Origin of the sequence: Actinobacillus seminis, from assembly GCF_002263215.1 — a bacterium.
In the GTDB taxonomy this organism is placed as follows: domain Bacteria; phylum Pseudomonadota; class Gammaproteobacteria; order Enterobacterales; family Pasteurellaceae; genus Actinobacillus_B; species Actinobacillus_B seminis.
Map to the genome: position 1 here is coordinate 32,169 of NZ_NLFK01000001.1, position 13,360 is coordinate 45,528.

The following is a 13,360-nucleotide window of genomic DNA, read 5'->3' on the forward strand; positions in this document are numbered from 1 at the left end:
AATGCAATGAAGAAAATCACGTTATTAACGCTTATCGGCTTCACTTTTTTACTATCTGCTTGTTCAACCTCACAAAAAGAACTCTTACCAACAGGTAATGAAACAATGCGTGATATTTGGAACAAAGGCAGTAGCGATGGGCAATTGCAGGTTTATCGAGATGGTAATAATCGTCGCATCGATCCGGTGAGCTATGTCCCGGCAAGAGAACAGCAAAGCTATACTCGAAGCGCTGAAAACGAAATTAAAAATCTGTTCCCGCAATTACCTAATCCGGATTTAATTATGTACGTCTATCCGCATTTATCGGCTAGTGGAGAACCGATGCCGGTACCGGGTTATTCGACTGCCATCCCGTTTTATAGTCGAGTGCAGTATGCCCAACCGGGTGAACGGACAAGGGGGCTATAATGGGATTGATGCAGGATGTGTTATCTTCTTTTTTTCCGGATAAGGCAGATAAGCTCGCTAAAAAATCAGAACGTCGTGCAAATATTGAACCGAATGCCGAAGATGTGATTGGCAATGAGACAGTGAAACGGACCGGTAAACTCACACAAGCGGCACATCATAAACGGTTATACGGTAAACAGCCCTCCTTTGTGGATTATCTGCCTTGGGGAGAATTTTTAGAACAAGAAGGAGTGATGTTGTTAGATGATGTACGTAGTGTCGGTGTGGTGTTTGATGTCAAACCTATTGGGACTGAAGGACGTAGCGAGGACTATTTAAGTCGTGTGCGCAGCCTTGTTAAAGACGCGCTTCAAGACAGCTTTGATGAGTTAGATAATTATCCGTATGTTATTCAGTTTTATTGTCAAGATGAACAAGACTTACGTTCTTATGTAGAGAAATTGAACACCTATATTCGCCCTGACATTCGGCAAAGTGCGTTTACACAAGAATGGTTGAAAAACACGGCAAAGCATTTAAAGGATATAAGTAAACCGGGAGGCTTATTTGTAGATGATCGTATTACCAACACCATTTGGTCCGGACGTATTCGTCGCACCCGAATGATAATTTATCGCTATGTGGGTAAAAACGAAAAGCAAAGTGCGGTAGAAAGTTTAAATAATGCCTGCGAGCGTGTGGTTGGGGCATTAACGACCGCAGGTCTTCATTTAACGCGTCAAACCGGCGAGCAAATTCATCAATGGCTTTTACGTTGGTTTAACCCTAATCCGGCGATGTCTTTTGATCTCGATAATGGCAGTTGCTATGACAAACTGCATCAACCAATAAGCGATGATCTACCGTTTATTGGGCAAGATTTTTCTGAAAATCTCTTTTATAACCAGCCTGAAAGCAAAAAGGATTATTGGTATTTTGATGGGTTTCCCCATGAAGTAGTGGTTGTCGATAACTTAAGAAATACCCCCACTATTGGGCATTTTACCGGTGAAGTACGACGTGGCAAGAATATTAATGCCTTATTTGACTTATTGCCGGAATCGACCATTATGGTAACGACCATTGTGGTGTATCCTCAAGACAAATTAGAGGCACATCTTGAAAAAATCAGCTCTCGTGCAGTAGGTGAAAATTATGAATCGATTTACCTGAAACAAGATGTCAAAACCGTAATGGAATACCTTAAAGATGGTCACAAACTCTATCAAGCCGGTCTTGCGTTCTATATCCACGGTAAAGATGAAAAAGAACTCAAGCGACGTTCTCGTGAACTTAGAACTATTTTACTGAGTAATAATCTTGTTCCCGTCAAAGAAAACGCCGAAATTGCCCCGTTGAACAGTTATCTACGTTGGTTGCCAATGAATTTCAATCCACAGTTGGATATGAAAACCCATTACTATACCAAGTATTATTTTGTGCAACACCTTGCCAATATGTTGCCGGTATTTGGTCGAGAGACCGGCACCGGGCATCCCGGTATTACCTATTTTAATCGCGGTGGCTCGCCCTTGGATTTTGATCCCATTAATCCAAAAGACAGAGCTAAAAATGCCCATAAATTACTGTTAGGACCAACAGGATCAGGAAAATCAGCCACACTGAATGCACAAATGGCACAACTGATGGCTGTACATCGGCCACGTTTATTTGTGGTTGAGGCAGGCAACTCCTTTGGGTTATTTGCCGATTACGCTCAACGCTATGGTTTAACGGTAAACCGTATTTCCCTTGAGCCGAGCAGTGATATTGCCTTACCGCTTTTTTCCGAAGCACATAAACTCCTTGAAATGAACGTAGATGTTGAGGCGGTCATTGATGACGAAGAGGACGAAGAAGGCAGTGAGCAACGTGATTTATTGGCTGAAATGGAATTGACCACACGCTTGATGATCACAGGGGGCGAACTAAAAGAAGATGATAAAATGAGCCGTGCCGACCGTGCACAAATTCGTCGTGCCATTATGATAGCCGCAGAAAAAACCTATGCAGAGGGGCGACAAACTCTTGCAGGCGATGTCAGAGATGCCTTAGAAGCCTTGAGCCAACACCCCGATACGCGGGAAGAGCGGCGTGCAAGGTTGGCTGAAATGGCGGAAGCGATGGATATGTTTTGTACCGGAATCAATGGGAAGTTTTTTAACCGTGAAGGGGAAATTTGGCCGGAAGCAGATATCACCCTTGTGGATTTAGCCATGTTTGCGCGAGAAGGCTATGAAGCCGAGCTTTCCATTGCCTATATTTCCTTGATCAACCATATCAACAGTCTTGGGGAAAAATATCAACATAGTTTCCGTCCCATCGTCAATATTACCGATGAATCCCATATCATCACTGTCAATCCCCTGCTCGCCAAGTTCTTGGTAAAAGGGTCAAAAATGTGGCGAAAACTCGGGATTTGGTTATGGCTTGCTACGCAAAATATGGAGGATTTTCCGAAAGAGGCAGAGAAATTGCTCAGTATGATTGAATGGTGGGAATTACTTAATCTAACCAATGATGAAATCGAAGAGGTAAACCGTTTTCGCCGATTGTCTGAAGCACAAAAACTGATGCTACTTTCTGCGAAAAAAGCTGATAAGAAATATACCGAAGGTGTGGTGTTGGCGACCAATATGGAAGCCTTGTTCCGTGTTGTGCCACCGAGTATTTACTTGGCACTGGGTATGACAGAAAAACACGAAAAAGCACAGCGTAGAGCCATTATGGCTGAGCATCAGTGCAGTGAACTTGATGCAGCCTTGATAATGGCAAAACAGATTGATAAAGCGAGAGGAATTATTTATGAGCCAGCCTAAGACAAGTCGTGTCGGCTTCTTATTTCAAGCTGACCCAATTATTCGCCCCTTTAATCTTGCTCCAGTTTTGCAAGATGTGGTGCTTCTTTGCGAGCAGATTTTGGTAAGAGTAGGGGACGTACGGCAGTTTATTTTGTATCCGCATCGTGTGTTCAAGCAACGTGCGTGGCATATTAAAGTGATTGGCGAGAAAGGTATTACCTACCTTTTACTCAATATTGGCGGATATTATCAATTTGTTAGCGAGATGAATTCCACACGTCTTTCTTTAAGTGTTTCCGATGACATTGATGCCTTTTGGTTTGCCTATGCCTTAAGCGAAAAAATAGGGATTTCCCCAACCATTCCGACAGGACTATTTGGCGGGGAAACGTAATGAAAAACCATTCAAAAATACGTAAATTTTTGACCGCACTTGTACTGGGCGTGCTTCTCTTTTTGTCCATTCTCCTTTTTGGGGTGGCAGTGATGATCTATATGCCAGGGATTAATCTTAATCAGTGGTTGCAGAAAAGTGCAAACTATTGGCTGATTTGGCGAGGTTTTCTGTACGTGGTAATGATAGCGTTGCTTTATCAAATTCATCGTTATCGTCTCTTATCACACAAAGCAATCGGGTTGCTCGCACTGGTTATTCTTGTTATCGAAGGACTCAATTTATTGTATCGTTTATAGGGAGGAGAAAATGACCTTTAATGTGGATAGTTATCTCGAATATTTCCTGACGTTACTCGGCTGGATCATTAATAATGGCTTATTTGGATTGTTGGTGAGTACCGGGCTTTTTATTGCCCCGTTAATCGGAATGTTGATTAAAACTTGGCTTGAAGTGAAAAAACAAGGGGCTGATGAGGGAAATAAAGGAGAGTTATTAATTGATTGGTTAAGCATACAATTTTTCCCTGCAATGCTGGTGATTGTGCTGACCCTTGCCCCAATGTTGCCGATTTCGTTGAATAATATGGCTTACAATGTGGAGCAATCAAAACGTTGCGGTTATAAAGTGCCGTTAGCACCTGAAAAAACAGGTTATGCCAGTATGGTGAGTGAATTTGCCGGTAAACAGGCCAAAGCACCGCTGTTATGGGGATTAATGCACGCCATCAATAAGGGGATTTCACACGGTGCGGTTTCAATCATTCCTTGCAAGCTTGATTTACGCCAAATCCGCTTTGAGGTGCAACACGAAAAAATTAATAATCCGGCACTGTTGACCGAAGTACGTCAATTTGTGCAGCAATGTTATTTGCCTGCTCGTCGTAAAGTGTTAGATAGCCAAGTGTCAATGAATGCGGCACAAGCTAGAGAAGTGAGCTGGCTTGGTGGGAAAATTTTAGTGAACAATAGCGAACTTTACCCCCGTTATCGAGCAATGCAACCGATGCAACGTTGGGCTTATGAGCCTAACCGCGATCAGGGGCTACCCAATACGGGCAGAGGCGGTTTCCCTCATTGTGATGCATGGTGGAAAGACAGCCAAGTGGGGTTAAAAGATATGCTACTTTCGGATATGCGACAAAATTTAACGGTGAGATTAGGGGAAATGTTTACTAATGCGAATATTCAAGATGAAGCATTACTTCGCACTTTATTACGCCCTGAAAATATCAATATCTCCAGAGGGAAAGTATATGAGGGGTACGGTGGAAACTTAAATCCTACGAATCTTAATCGCGTCACATCCACGGTATCAGGTCTTGGTGTTGCCGCGGGGAGCTTAGTTGCTTATCCGGGATTTGATGCAATGCGAAATTCATTACCTATGATCCAAGCAGTACTTATTATGGCGGTCATTATTTTAACACCGATTGTTATTGTGTTTAGTGGGTATTCTTTAAAAGCGATCGTGACGTTGATGTTTGTGCAGTTTGCATTAGTAACTACGTCATTTTGGTGGGAGTTGGCTAGATGGTTAGATTCGTCTCTTTATACTATCATGTACCATTCACCTAGTCATACAGATACAGATTCGTTCTGGAGTTTCCTGCGAAATGACACCGATAATATGATTATGAGTAATTGTGTTAGGAGCGATGTTTTTGATTTTACCGGGTGTTTGGATTGGGTCAATGTCTTGGGCTGGTTTTAATGTGGGAGAGTTAGCTGATAATTTTGCACAAAGCTCACGACAAGTTCAAAAAAGTGGCTCAAAAGGAATAGAGACGATAACTAAAGGAATTAAGTAAATTATTTCTAATAGAAAAATAGCAAGATCAAAATGATTTTGCTATTTTTTATCATCATTGCTTGCGTCTTATAACATCGCCCCTATAAAATCCGAATCCAGAATGACCATTGCGATAACCATCACTAGTATCTTCATCGTTATCCGTTGAGAGCAGATTCCGAATAAACTGTTGAGCCTCTTTAGGAAGATATTGAAATGCAACCCAAAGTGCGAAACAGAAGATTAATGCAAATAAGTGATAGATTACATAAAACAAACCGAAAAACAGGCTAAAAATGCCGAGAATAATAACTGCTTTAAGCCATTTAGATGCCTGCCAATGTTTAAATTTGTTGATCACACTTCCAAGGTTATAGCCAATTTTTTCTGAAAAGGTCATTGGGTCCTCCTTTCGTAAAGGTAAATTTATGACGCTTTGTCTAAAAACTCACTAACTGCTGTTACTTTAAAACTCGCATTATTCGGTAGCGAAACACCTACTTGTAAAACTCGCATTATTCGGTAGCGAAGCACCTAATTGAGTGAGAGTAATATAAGTCTTTTAACCAACGATTGCAAGCCTATAAAAATCCCTAATCTCATTAAAAATGTAGATTTTTAACTTCATTCTTACTATAATAGTCTTTCAATGTAATACTATGGAGAAAACTTATGGCACTTACAAATGCGTCTATCAGCTTTAGAACAGTTGAGCAAACTAAATCCGAAGCCTATCAGGTCATTGAACAATATGGTCTTACACCATCACAAGTATTTAATATGTTTTTGGCTCAAATTGCCAAGACTCGCTCTATCCCTGTTGATTTGAATTATCTTCGCCCAAATAAAGAAACCTTAGCAGCTATGGACGAATTAGATAGCGGTAATGCAGAGAGCTTTTTTATTGAAGCTGGAGAAAATTATTCTGTCGAAGAGTTTACAAAACGCATTCTTAACGGGTAACTAATGTCTAGTAAACAATTAAAGGTCAGTTACTCTAAACAATTTGCTAGAGATTTGACTGATTTGGCAAAACGTTACCCAAATGTGCTAGTAGGAACGAAATATATTACAGCAATGTACTGCTTGTTAAACCGCTTGCCATTGCCTGAAAGCTATCAAGATCACGCATTAGTTGGAGAATGGAAAGGTTATCGAGATTGCCATATTCAAGGGGATTTGGTGCTGATTTACCAACACGTTATACACGATGAATTTGATGAGCTGAAATTTGCTCGTTTAAACACCCACTCACAAACCGCTTTAAAATAGAATTTCTTAACAACTTTAAAAGGAAGTAAGAAGTATATCATATTTGTGCCTTATATCCACGCCCTAAAGGACGTGGTTTTACGGCACTGTCTGATAAAGAAAGGTTGGTCTACTTTTGAAAACTCTTTAACATTATTTAAAAGTCAATAGGAATAGGCAATTTACAAGGACTTTATGTAATCATTTGACATTACAAAAAATAAGGCTATACTAAAATTGTATCATAAAATGATACAAATATGTTTAAAGGAAAGACTAATGAATTCAGGAGAGGCAGTATTTTCGCTTATCGAAAGATAAACGTTTTGCCTAGCATAAATATGAGATTACAAGTAAAACAATGGGGAAACAGTAAAGCAATTCGTTTACCGAAAGACTTTGCTGAATCGATGAATTTAAATATGGGGGATTTTTTAGAGCTGGAAAAGGTAAATGACAAAACAATCAAAATTGTTATTGTGCCTAATCAGCCGAAAAAAAGAAGACTCACCTTAGCTGAACGTATTGCAATGACTTCTTCTGAACAACTCCCCGTTATTGAAGAATGGGATTCACTTACGCCAATAGGGAATGAAATTTAATGGCTAAGTACAATTTTAAAAGAGGAGATATTATTACAGTGTGCTTAAATCCTGTTGTAGGAAACGAGTTACAAGGGGAGAGTCGTCCTGCATTGGTACTAAGTGATCATACTTTTCATAATCTAGGATTTATGATGATTGCACCCATTACACAAGGTAATGCAGCACTTGCGAGAAATAATGGTTTTGCTGTAACACTAAGTGGGACAGGTTGTAAAACACAAGGTGTTATTGTGGCCTACCAATCCAGAATTATTGATTTTAAAGGGAGGAATGCAAAAAAAGTGGAATCGGTGCCTGATTATATTTTAGCTGAAACACAGGACATTATTGAAGCAATTCTTAAAGATTAAATTTTATAACTATATGATTATAAATTTTTCTTTCATCCTCAATACTCTTGTCTAATTCATCTTGTTATATCTTCTGCTTGAGTGAGTCGTTGAAGTATGTTGACAGCTTTTTTTAAAAAAAAAAAAAAAAGCTTCTTGATTTCGGCGTCTTGCATTGACGCCTTTATTGTCCACTTGACGTCTTCTAATTGCATTGGCCAATGCAGTCATATCTCCTGATTGTGCTGAGGCTTGAACACGAAAAAATTAATAATCCGGCACTGTTGACCGAAGTACGCCAATTTGTGCAACAATGTTATTTGCCTGCTCGTCGTAAAGTGTTAGATAGCCAAGTGTCAATGAATGCGGCACAAGCTAGAGAAGTGAGCTGGCTTGGCGGGAAAATTTTAGTGAACAATAGCGAACTTTACCCCCGTTATCGAGCAATGCAACCGATGCAACGTTGGGCTTATGAGCCTAACCGCGATCAGGGGCTACCCAATACGGGCAGAGGCGGTTTCCCTCATTGTGATGCATGGTGGAAAGACAGCCAAGTGGGGCTAAAAGATATGCTCCTTTCAGATATGCGACAAAATTTAACGGTGAGATTAGGGGAAATGTTTACTAATGCGAATATTCAAGATGAAGCATTACTTCGCACTTTATTACGCCCTGAAAATATCAATATCTCCAGAGGGAAAGTATATGAGGGGTACGGTGGAAACTTAAATCCTACGGTTCTTAATCGCGTCACATCCACGGTATCAGGTCTTGGTGTTGCCGCGGGGAGCTTAGTTGCTTATCCCGGATTTGATGCAATGCGAAATTCATTACCGATGATCCAAGCAGTACTTATTATGGCGGTTATTATTTTAACGCCGATTGTCATCATATTTAGTGGTTATTCTTTAAAAGCGATCGTGACGTTGATGTTTGTGCAGTTTGCATTAGTAACTACGTCATTTTGGTGGGAGTTGGCTAGATGGTTAGATTCGTCTCTTTATACTATCATGTACCATTCACCTAGTCATACAGATACAGATTCGTTCTGGAGTTTCCTGCGAAATGACACCGATAATATGATTATGAGTAATTGTGTTAGGAGCGATGTTTTTGATTTTACCGGGTGTTTGGATTGGGTCAATGTCTTGGGCTGGAGTAGGGCTAGGAAATTTGGCGAGTCATTTTGCTAATTCATCGAAACAGGTTCAAGCTAGTGGTTCTGAGGGGACAAAACTACTAAAACCTAAGACTATAATCTAAAAAAGAGCGAATTAGCTCTTTTTTAGAACCTAATAAGATAAATTTACAGATATCAATCATGGAGTTTTATGTCGTTACTATCGTAGTAACCGTAACCAGAGTGTCCCACTCTATACCCTTCATCTAGACTGTAATCAAACTCATATTTATTGCTGTTTTCTTTTGGGAGGTACTGAAATGCAACCCAAAGTGCGAAACAGAAGATTAATGCAAATAAGTGATAGATTACATAAAACAAACCGAAAAACAGGCTAAAAATGCCGAGAATAATAACTGCTTTAAGCCATTTAGATGCCTGCCAATGTTTAAATTTGTTGATCACACTTCCAAGGTTATAGCCAATTTTTTCTGAAAAGGTCATTGGGTCCTCCTTTCGTAAAGGTAAATTTATGACGCTTTGTCTAAAAACTCACTAACAGAAATAATCTCAATATCACGATAAGGACGCATACTGAGTAAATCTCGCTTATCACCGGTAACAAGATATATCACTTTTGCACTAATAGCAACCTCTAAAAACTGATTATCCTTTGGGTCTTTACAATTGTCATGCTATGGTAAGTAAAAAAGCACACAAATTATTCAAAGTTAATTATGTGCCTTTCTAGCTTAAGGTGCTATATTCTAAGGATAGTTTTTAATTGGATGATTAGAGACCTGTTCGCTGAATCTGCGTTGACGCAAAGTTTTGTTTAATTGGTTTTTTTACATTACATTCAATGGTATTGTCATATTGTCTATTCTTGTAAATGTCAACGCTCGGGTTATCAATTGTGTTAGTTCCTCTACCTTGAAGGAAACCGACACGGTAAGAAATCCCTTGCGGATAACATCACTTACCGTATTAGTATCAAGCATATATATCACAGGTTGATTCCCTCAAAGGGATCTCGAGCAGATAGTTCCTGGCGACGCTCTTCAGGAGTTAAAAAATCAACTGCATCAAGGTTATCTAAAGCTGACCACATTTTATCCCAAGAAGATTGTTGTTGTGAACGCATTGATAAAACGACATCACCATTTGCTTCTTTGCGGATATAAATTTGCTTCGCATTAAATTCAAAATCAACAGGTAATCTAACTGCTTGGCTTCGGCCATTTTTGAACAGACTTGCAATTCGTTCCATCTTTTGTCTCTACTTGGTCTAAATGTAATAGATCATAGCATAGGCTTTGTTTATTTATAAAGCAAGCCATTTCTTTAATATATTTTTTGGGAAAAGAAAGGATTTAAATAGAAATATATGGCGTATTTTATTGCTTATATTCATTTACTCCAATCAACAACTTTTAATCCCTCTACTTTTGAAAATTCTTTAACATTATTTGTTACGATAGTTAAGCCTAAACTTCTTGCATGACCTGCGATCATAGCGTCATACGGGCCAATAGGTTGTCCTTGCTTGGCTAATTCTGCCCTTATTTGCCCACTATGATATGCCGCCCTATCATCATAATTCAGAAGCGTTAATCTTGAACAAAAAGATTCAATGACAGCTAAGTTGTGAGCCACTTTTGTACTCTTTTCCGCACCATAGACGAGTTCCATCAACGCAATCGAACTCATACAAAGCATAGATTGATTTTCATTAAATAAGGGTAACATATGTACCGGTTTATTTTTTATCGTAAAAATAGCGATATTCGTATCCAGCATATATTTCAGCATTAGAATGATTCTCTTTCTTGCATTTGCGGCTGTTCTCTATCAGTCATAAAATCATCTGATATAGTATGTTCATCATAAAACCAACTATTCCAAACCTGATTGACAGGGGTGATAATACGCATATTACCTTGGATAATGATATTAACATTTTTTGTTGTTTCAGGTAATTCGGCAATTTTAGGGATTCTAATCGCTTGGTTTTTATTATTCATAAAAACAGTTGCGGTAACTATACTCATACTGAACTCCCGTTTGTATATGATTTTTATATATACTGTGCAATATGTAATGTGTTGTAAAGTAATAAAAAGCACACAATTTCAGTTATTGCGTGCTTTGATTACTAGGAGGAAGTTAATCTTTAGTTATTCATTAAATTAATTTCAAAATTGTTTGAAATCGGTTTTTTCAAGTTGCATTTTACCAGTGTTGTTGGGGCATTATTGCTGTTTGGTTCAACTCGGAAAAGCCCTGCAAAGAGTGGTTTTTCATCGCCCATTGATTCTTGGTATTGCATATAATAACTATACTTCGGATCGCTGAATTCAAGTGAATACAACACATAGCCTGAACGGCTCACGATATGAGAATTCGTTCTCTCCAATATTTGACTTATGGGGTTAGTTACTTTGAGATCTTGATAAGATAATACATAATTACTCCCCGTTTTTTCGACTAAAAGTTTTTTCCCTTGTGCGGTAGAGCAGGAAAAAATAGGTTTTGTTGCAGCTTGAACGGGCATTATCGTGAGAAATGTGACCATTGCTAATGTTGAAAAAAGTAGTTTTTTATGTCTCATATTTTTCTCCTAAAGTAGAAATGTTTTAAACGTTATACCATATTATTTGTACGGAATATAGTCTATTTGCCTAGAATGTAATCGGCTTCTTGATTTCGGCGTCTTGCATTGACGCCTTTATTGTCCACTTGACGTCTTCTAATTGCATTGGCCAATGCGGTCATATCTCCTGATTGTGCTGAGGCTTGTGCAGCACTAATGACACTTTTGGTCTTATTCAGTGTTCCGTAGTTATAAATATAAGAGGTTAATACAGCTTGAGCACGATCAGATAAACCATTCCACGTTTGTTCTGAAATCTCTCGTTTGATTTGGTTCGTGTAGAGTTGGGTTCTTCGAGCTAAATCACGCTCTGCATCTTCTCTGGTTACGGTCATTCCGGGTTGTACTTTGATCACCGTGCCGTCAGCTTTAGTAATGGTATCTGAACCGTAGCCTACACGATGTGCGTTTACATCCCAATCAGCTTTACTGATGAATCCCTCAAATTTTCGTAATAATCCTGTAGCTTGATCAAGCGAAGAACCCTTAATTGGTGCTATAGGATTATAACTTCCTGAATAAATGCCGCCTTGACTACCGGGTTTATAAGGCGGTTTATAAGGTGCAATATTACTCACAGTTGGAATATCTAGAGTAATATTTCGTCGAGGTAATGCAATATCGCTTACTTCCATATGATCTTCGGCATTTGGTGAGCCGTAAGCTAAGTCATTGACTCGTTTATCCACGTTGTCATAGCTTTCTCCATGGTTCCCCACATTGGCTTCACGGTTGAGTTTATTTTGAATCACGACAGATGCTGTATTACTGGTGAGCATTTTTTGCATATCCATTTCAAGTTTGACTTGAGAGATTTCCAAGTCAATTTTATTTAAAGCTTTTTCCAGCTCCTCCTGTGCATTTTTATCGGCTGCGACATAGGGTTCTCGCATTCCGGCAAGTATTGCTCGGCGAGCCAATAGCATTTTTTCCATGACTTTAGCTGTAGCGATTTCAGCACCCAAACGTTGGCTAAGCAGTTCTACGTCGGGATCTTCACGCAAAGCTTCAATCAGTCCCCGTGTAACAGGAATGGTATTCGAACTCAGTTCAGCCAGTATTTCTTTACTTGGCGTGTCCATATTCAGCACTTGTTCAAGTTTCTCTACGGTTCGCAGATTTTCTTCTTCAATCGCAGGAGCGAGTCCGACCCCCGCTTTTGAGCTGGTTTTCGGACCACAGTCTTCAATACAGGTAGAAATAGATTGTTCTCCAATAGTTCGGGTTAAAAAGTCGGAGAGTTTTTGTGGCGAATCGAATATTTGGCAGGTTGCCCCGGTACAAGATGGCCCTAGAAGTGGTTTTTTGTCCAAGGCGTTGCGGTTATGTAAGAGGTTGTAACCTGCTTGAGAGACATCTTCAATCAGTTTGATTTGTTCTTGTTTTTCGCCTCCACGTTTTTGGCCGCCAATCCATTCCTTGCCATTTTTCCCTTTGTTGTCTTCCGATTTTTTCTGTGCTTTTTGGGCATCGGGTTCGCTGGCTACAATGCTTTTGTAATTTTCCAAATCCGCCGATTTTGCCCAACGCCCATTTAGCGTATAGTCAGCGAGTTGTTTCGACATAGCCTCACAACTGGTTTTTAGACGATTAAAATCAAGCCGCCCCTGATACACTCCATTAGTCAAAATGTCATAAAGTTGCGGGTTAGCACGTTGAATAACCATAGCAGGAAGACTGGCTACCGCACCTTTTGCCGATTCTATCACATTGCTCATTAAATCTTTAAATCCCTCCGTGATACCGTTTAATTGATTTTTTACGGTGGTTTTAATGTCAAAATTACCGCACATTAAATTGGCTTTCCAACCAATCCCAAATTCAATGGCTTTGAGGGATTTTGCCCGTGTCGGTGGTGTCATATAGCCCGAACCGCCGCCAATTTGATAGTAAATTTGATCGGATAACACAGAGTCTGATTTGTTGAATTGAAGGTTATCTAACAGAGAAGTCTCTGCATAAATGGGCGAAATACTGAGTGCGAAAAGTATAGCAATACTCACTTTATTGAGTCGTTTCATTT

At 39.5% G+C, this 13,360-nt stretch carries 17 protein-coding genes and 1 pseudogene; 10 read left to right on the plus strand and 8 right to left on the minus strand.

The features are described from left to right. Positions 1-6 precede the first annotated feature (6 nt). The 5 genes from CFY87_RS00220 to CFY87_RS00240 are packed head-to-tail and all read left to right on the plus strand — an operon-like array spanning position 7 to position 5,301. Complete coding sequence (locus CFY87_RS00220; RefSeq protein WP_094945326.1) at positions 7-411, plus strand: TIGR03751 family conjugal transfer lipoprotein; 405 nt, start codon at positions 7-9, stop codon at positions 409-411. After that, complete coding sequence (locus CFY87_RS00225; RefSeq protein WP_094945327.1) at positions 411-3,212, plus strand: conjugative transfer ATPase; 2,802 nt, start codon at positions 411-413, stop codon at positions 3,210-3,212. The genes CFY87_RS00220 and CFY87_RS00225 overlap by 1 nt, the downstream gene beginning before the upstream one ends. Then, a complete protein-coding gene (locus tag CFY87_RS00230) occupies positions 3,199-3,588 on the plus strand; it encodes a hypothetical protein (RefSeq protein ID WP_094945328.1) in 390 nt (129 codons plus the stop codon). Before CFY87_RS00225 ends, CFY87_RS00230 begins: the two co-directional genes overlap by 14 nt. After that, positions 3,588-3,887: a hypothetical protein gene (locus CFY87_RS00235; RefSeq protein ID WP_094945329.1), complete on the plus strand. Its 300-nt coding sequence runs from the start codon at positions 3,588-3,590 to the stop codon at positions 3,885-3,887. Before CFY87_RS00230 ends, CFY87_RS00235 begins: the two co-directional genes overlap by 1 nt. 10 nt (positions 3,888-3,897) lie before the next feature. Then, the gene (locus CFY87_RS00240) at positions 3,898-5,301 is read left to right on the plus strand and encodes a conjugal transfer protein TraG N-terminal domain-containing protein (RefSeq protein WP_236757301.1); all 1,404 of its coding nucleotides are present in this window, start codon (positions 3,898-3,900) and stop codon (positions 5,299-5,301) included. 151 nt (positions 5,302-5,452) lie between these two features. On the opposite strand, the gene CFY87_RS00245 is transcribed toward CFY87_RS00240, so the two are convergent. Then, positions 5,453-5,779: a hypothetical protein gene (locus tag CFY87_RS00245; protein ID WP_094945330.1), complete on the minus strand. Its 327-nt coding sequence runs from the start codon at positions 5,777-5,779 to the stop codon at positions 5,453-5,455. A gap of 272 nt (positions 5,780-6,051) precedes the next feature. Between CFY87_RS00245 and CFY87_RS00250 the strand changes: the two genes are divergently transcribed. The 5 genes from CFY87_RS00250 (at position 6,052) to CFY87_RS00270 (ending at position 8,757) form a co-directional block, all read left to right on the plus strand. Continuing rightward, the gene (locus CFY87_RS00250) at positions 6,052-6,342 is read left to right on the plus strand and encodes a type II toxin-antitoxin system RelB/DinJ family antitoxin (RefSeq protein ID WP_012340733.1); all 291 of its coding nucleotides are present in this window, start codon (positions 6,052-6,054) and stop codon (positions 6,340-6,342) included. Positions 6,343-6,345: 3 nt separating this feature from the next. Then, positions 6,346-6,651, plus strand: a complete 306-nt coding sequence (locus CFY87_RS00255; RefSeq protein WP_094945331.1) for a YafQ family addiction module toxin — start codon at positions 6,346-6,348, stop codon at positions 6,649-6,651. A 320-nt stretch (positions 6,652-6,971) separates the two neighbouring features. Then, positions 6,972-7,232, plus strand: coding sequence for an AbrB/MazE/SpoVT family DNA-binding domain-containing protein (locus CFY87_RS00260; RefSeq protein WP_236757302.1), 261 nt, complete (start codon positions 6,972-6,974; stop codon positions 7,230-7,232). Then, a complete protein-coding gene (locus CFY87_RS00265) occupies positions 7,232-7,585 on the plus strand; it encodes a type II toxin-antitoxin system PemK/MazF family toxin (protein WP_094945332.1) in 354 nt (117 codons plus the stop codon). The genes CFY87_RS00260 and CFY87_RS00265 overlap by 1 nt, the downstream gene beginning before the upstream one ends. Before the next feature lie 200 nt (positions 7,586-7,785). Then, positions 7,786-8,757 carry a conjugal transfer protein TraG N-terminal domain-containing protein gene (locus tag CFY87_RS00270; RefSeq protein ID WP_236757303.1) on the plus strand — a complete coding sequence of 324 codons (972 nt, stop codon included), beginning with the start codon at positions 7,786-7,788 and terminating at the stop codon, positions 8,755-8,757. A gap of 122 nt (positions 8,758-8,879) precedes the next feature. Here the strand turns inward: CFY87_RS00270 and CFY87_RS00275 are convergent, their stop codons facing one another. From CFY87_RS00275 to CFY87_RS00305, 7 genes and pseudogenes are all read right to left on the minus strand, one after another. Beyond that, positions 8,880-9,188, minus strand: coding sequence for a hypothetical protein (locus CFY87_RS00275; RefSeq protein ID WP_094945333.1), 309 nt, complete (start codon positions 9,186-9,188; stop codon positions 8,880-8,882). Positions 9,189-9,214: 26 nt separating this feature from the next. Next, positions 9,215-9,361, minus strand: a pseudogene (locus CFY87_RS00280) (PIN domain-containing protein); the annotation flags it as partial. A 329-nt stretch (positions 9,362-9,690) separates the two neighbouring features. Beyond that, complete coding sequence (locus CFY87_RS00285; RefSeq protein ID WP_094945334.1) at positions 9,691-9,954, minus strand: antitoxin; 264 nt, start codon at positions 9,952-9,954, stop codon at positions 9,691-9,693. Between the two features lie 140 nt (positions 9,955-10,094). Next, positions 10,095-10,496 (minus strand): type II toxin-antitoxin system tRNA(fMet)-specific endonuclease VapC, encoded by a 402-nt coding sequence (vapC, locus tag CFY87_RS00290; RefSeq protein ID WP_011609914.1) that lies wholly within the window; start codon positions 10,494-10,496, stop codon positions 10,095-10,097. Continuing rightward, positions 10,496-10,735 (minus strand): type II toxin-antitoxin system VapB family antitoxin, encoded by a 240-nt coding sequence (gene vapB / locus CFY87_RS00295; protein WP_011609915.1) that lies wholly within the window; start codon positions 10,733-10,735, stop codon positions 10,496-10,498. The genes vapC and vapB overlap by 1 nt, the downstream gene beginning before the upstream one ends. Positions 10,736-10,857: 122 nt before the next feature. Further along, on the minus strand, positions 10,858-11,295 hold the full coding sequence (locus CFY87_RS00300; protein ID WP_011609916.1) for a hypothetical protein: 438 nt from the start codon (positions 11,293-11,295) through the stop codon (positions 10,858-10,860). 62 nt (positions 11,296-11,357) lie between these two features. Further along, positions 11,358-13,358, minus strand: a complete 2,001-nt coding sequence (locus tag CFY87_RS00305) for an integrating conjugative element protein (protein WP_094945335.1) — start codon at positions 13,356-13,358, stop codon at positions 11,358-11,360. Positions 13,359-13,360: the final 2 nt, after the last annotated feature.

Excerpts from the sequence above, each read along its gene's own strand:
- CFY87_RS00225 (WP_094945327.1), top strand. The coding sequence starts at position 411 with ATGGGATTGATGCAGGATGTGTTATCTTCTTTTTTTCCGGATAAGGCA.
- CFY87_RS00305 (WP_094945335.1), bottom strand. The coding sequence starts at position 13,358 with ATGAAACGACTCAATAAAGTGAGTATTGCTATACTTTTCGCACTCAGT.
- CFY87_RS00265 (WP_094945332.1), top strand. The coding sequence starts at position 7,232 with ATGGCTAAGTACAATTTTAAAAGAGGAGATATTATTACAGTGTGCTTA.
- CFY87_RS00250 (WP_012340733.1), top strand. The coding sequence starts at position 6,052 with ATGGCACTTACAAATGCGTCTATCAGCTTTAGAACAGTTGAGCAAACT.
- CFY87_RS00230 (WP_094945328.1), top strand. The coding sequence starts at position 3,199 with ATGAGCCAGCCTAAGACAAGTCGTGTCGGCTTCTTATTTCAAGCTGAC.
- CFY87_RS00285 (WP_094945334.1), bottom strand. The coding sequence starts at position 9,954 with ATGGAACGAATTGCAAGTCTGTTCAAAAATGGCCGAAGCCAAGCAGTT.
- CFY87_RS00255 (WP_094945331.1), top strand. The coding sequence starts at position 6,346 with ATGTCTAGTAAACAATTAAAGGTCAGTTACTCTAAACAATTTGCTAGA.
- CFY87_RS00240 (WP_236757301.1), top strand. The coding sequence starts at position 3,898 with ATGACCTTTAATGTGGATAGTTATCTCGAATATTTCCTGACGTTACTC.
- CFY87_RS00300 (WP_011609916.1), bottom strand. The coding sequence starts at position 11,295 with ATGAGACATAAAAAACTACTTTTTTCAACATTAGCAATGGTCACATTT.
- vapB (WP_011609915.1), bottom strand. The coding sequence starts at position 10,735 with ATGAGTATAGTTACCGCAACTGTTTTTATGAATAATAAAAACCAAGCG.
- CFY87_RS00270 (WP_236757303.1), top strand. The coding sequence starts at position 7,786 with ATGCAGTCATATCTCCTGATTGTGCTGAGGCTTGAACACGAAAAAATT.
- CFY87_RS00245 (WP_094945330.1), bottom strand. The coding sequence starts at position 5,779 with ATGACCTTTTCAGAAAAAATTGGCTATAACCTTGGAAGTGTGATCAAC.
- vapC (WP_011609914.1), bottom strand. The coding sequence starts at position 10,496 with ATGCTGAAATATATGCTGGATACGAATATCGCTATTTTTACGATAAAA.
- CFY87_RS00220 (WP_094945326.1), top strand. The coding sequence starts at position 7 with ATGAAGAAAATCACGTTATTAACGCTTATCGGCTTCACTTTTTTACTA.
- CFY87_RS00235 (WP_094945329.1), top strand. The coding sequence starts at position 3,588 with ATGAAAAACCATTCAAAAATACGTAAATTTTTGACCGCACTTGTACTG.
- CFY87_RS00260 (WP_236757302.1), top strand. The coding sequence starts at position 6,972 with ATGAGATTACAAGTAAAACAATGGGGAAACAGTAAAGCAATTCGTTTA.
- CFY87_RS00275 (WP_094945333.1), bottom strand. The coding sequence starts at position 9,188 with ATGACCTTTTCAGAAAAAATTGGCTATAACCTTGGAAGTGTGATCAAC.